A 1,479-nucleotide genomic window follows, 5' to 3' on the forward strand; every position below is an offset into this window, starting at 1 on the left:
TGAACTGCCCCCCGGAAGTTGGACACCCATCCAATCTCCGGGGGTTTTTCATGGCCAAGTACAGTGCGGCCTTCAAACGCGAAGTGGTAGATACCTATCTCAAGGGGCAGGTGAAGGGAGCCTCTGAGAATGGGTTCAAGCGCCTGGCTCGCCTTTACGGGGTTCCTCGCAGCCAGATCAGGCACTGGGTGTCTTTGTTCAAGGAGCACGGACAAGCGGGCCTGGAACGTCGACGACAGCACCAGCGATTGAGCGCTGAGGCCAAGCTCCAGATACTGCAACACATGTGGCGTGAGGAACTGTCCCAGACACAGACCGTGGCACTGTATGGTCTTCGGAATAACAGTTCCCTCTCGCTCTGGGAGCGCCAATACAATCAAGGCGGAATCGATGCCTTGAAGCCTAGACCCAGAGCCCGTCCGCCCGTTATGCCTAAGCCAGAACCACCGCCCGCACCGCCACCGGTTGCTGACTCCAGCGCGACCCATGAGCAATTGCTTAGGGAAAACGCGTATTTGCGCGCGGAGGTGGCGTACCTAAAAAAACTCGACGCCTTGGTTCAAGCGAAGCAGCAGAAGACTCCGCCGAAAAAACGCGGATAGTGCTTGAACTGAGGCAGCAACACACTTTGTCGGACCTGTTGGCCATCAGCGGCCTGGCCCGGAGCACGTTCTATTACCAGGCCAAGGTGCTGACGCTGGGGGACCGACATGCCGGCCTGAAGGCTGCCATCCAGACGCTCTATAACCGGCATAAAGGGCGATACGGATATCGGCGCATCGCTGCTGCGTTGAGACACCAGTTGGGCGAGGCCATCAACCACAAGCTGGTTCAGCGACTGATGCAGGTCATGGGACTGAAGTCGCTGGTCAGGCCCAAGCGGTACAAGTCCTACAAGGGAGAAGTCGGAGGAGTGGCACCGAACCTCTTGGAGCGCGACTTCAAAGCTGACGAGCCTGAACAGAAGTGGGTAACGGACGTCACCGAGTTCAAGGTCAACGGCGAGAAGCTGTACCTGTCGCCGGTCATGGATCTCTATAACAGGGAAATCGTAGCCTTCCAGCTCGATGCCCAGCCGTCCTTCAAAATGGTGCGCGCCATGCTGGACAAGGCCTGGGCGAAGCGACGAACACGGCGCCCTTTGGTGCTGCACTCAGACCAGGGTTGGCAATACCAGATGAGTGCTTTCCAGCGGCAGTTGGACCAGCATCAGGTCACTCCAAGCATGTCCCGCAAGGGCAATTGCCTGGATAACGCCGCGATGGAAAGCTTCTTTGCAACCCTCAAGTCCGAGCTGTTCTATCTGAAAAAGTTCGCCGACGTAGAGCAGCTCCGCAAAGAGGTCGCTGACTACATTCACTACTACAACCACGACCGCATCATGCTGAAACTGAAAGGGCTGAGCCCGGTGCAATACCGAACCCAGCCCTTGGCAGCGTAAGCTATCAACCGACCGTCCAATATTTGGGGGGCAGTTCA

Annotated in this window: 1 protein-coding gene; it reads left to right on the plus strand. The window is 57.3% G+C overall.

Annotation, left to right across the window (positions count from 1 at the left end):
* The first annotated feature begins 50 nt into the window (after window positions 1–50).
* Window positions 51–1,441 (plus strand): IS3 family transposase gene (locus EBB59_RS13230; protein ID WP_122102592.1). Its coding sequence is split into 2 segments (ribosomal slippage): window positions 51–546 and window positions 546–1,441, totalling 1,392 coding nucleotides; the frame shifts between segments, so codons are not numbered across the junction.
* The last annotated feature ends 38 nt before the right edge of the window (window positions 1,442–1,479 follow it).

Origin of the sequence: Solilutibacter pythonis (assembly GCF_003697345.1) — a bacterium.
In the GTDB taxonomy this organism is placed as follows: domain Bacteria; phylum Pseudomonadota; class Gammaproteobacteria; order Xanthomonadales; family Xanthomonadaceae; genus Solilutibacter; species Solilutibacter pythonis.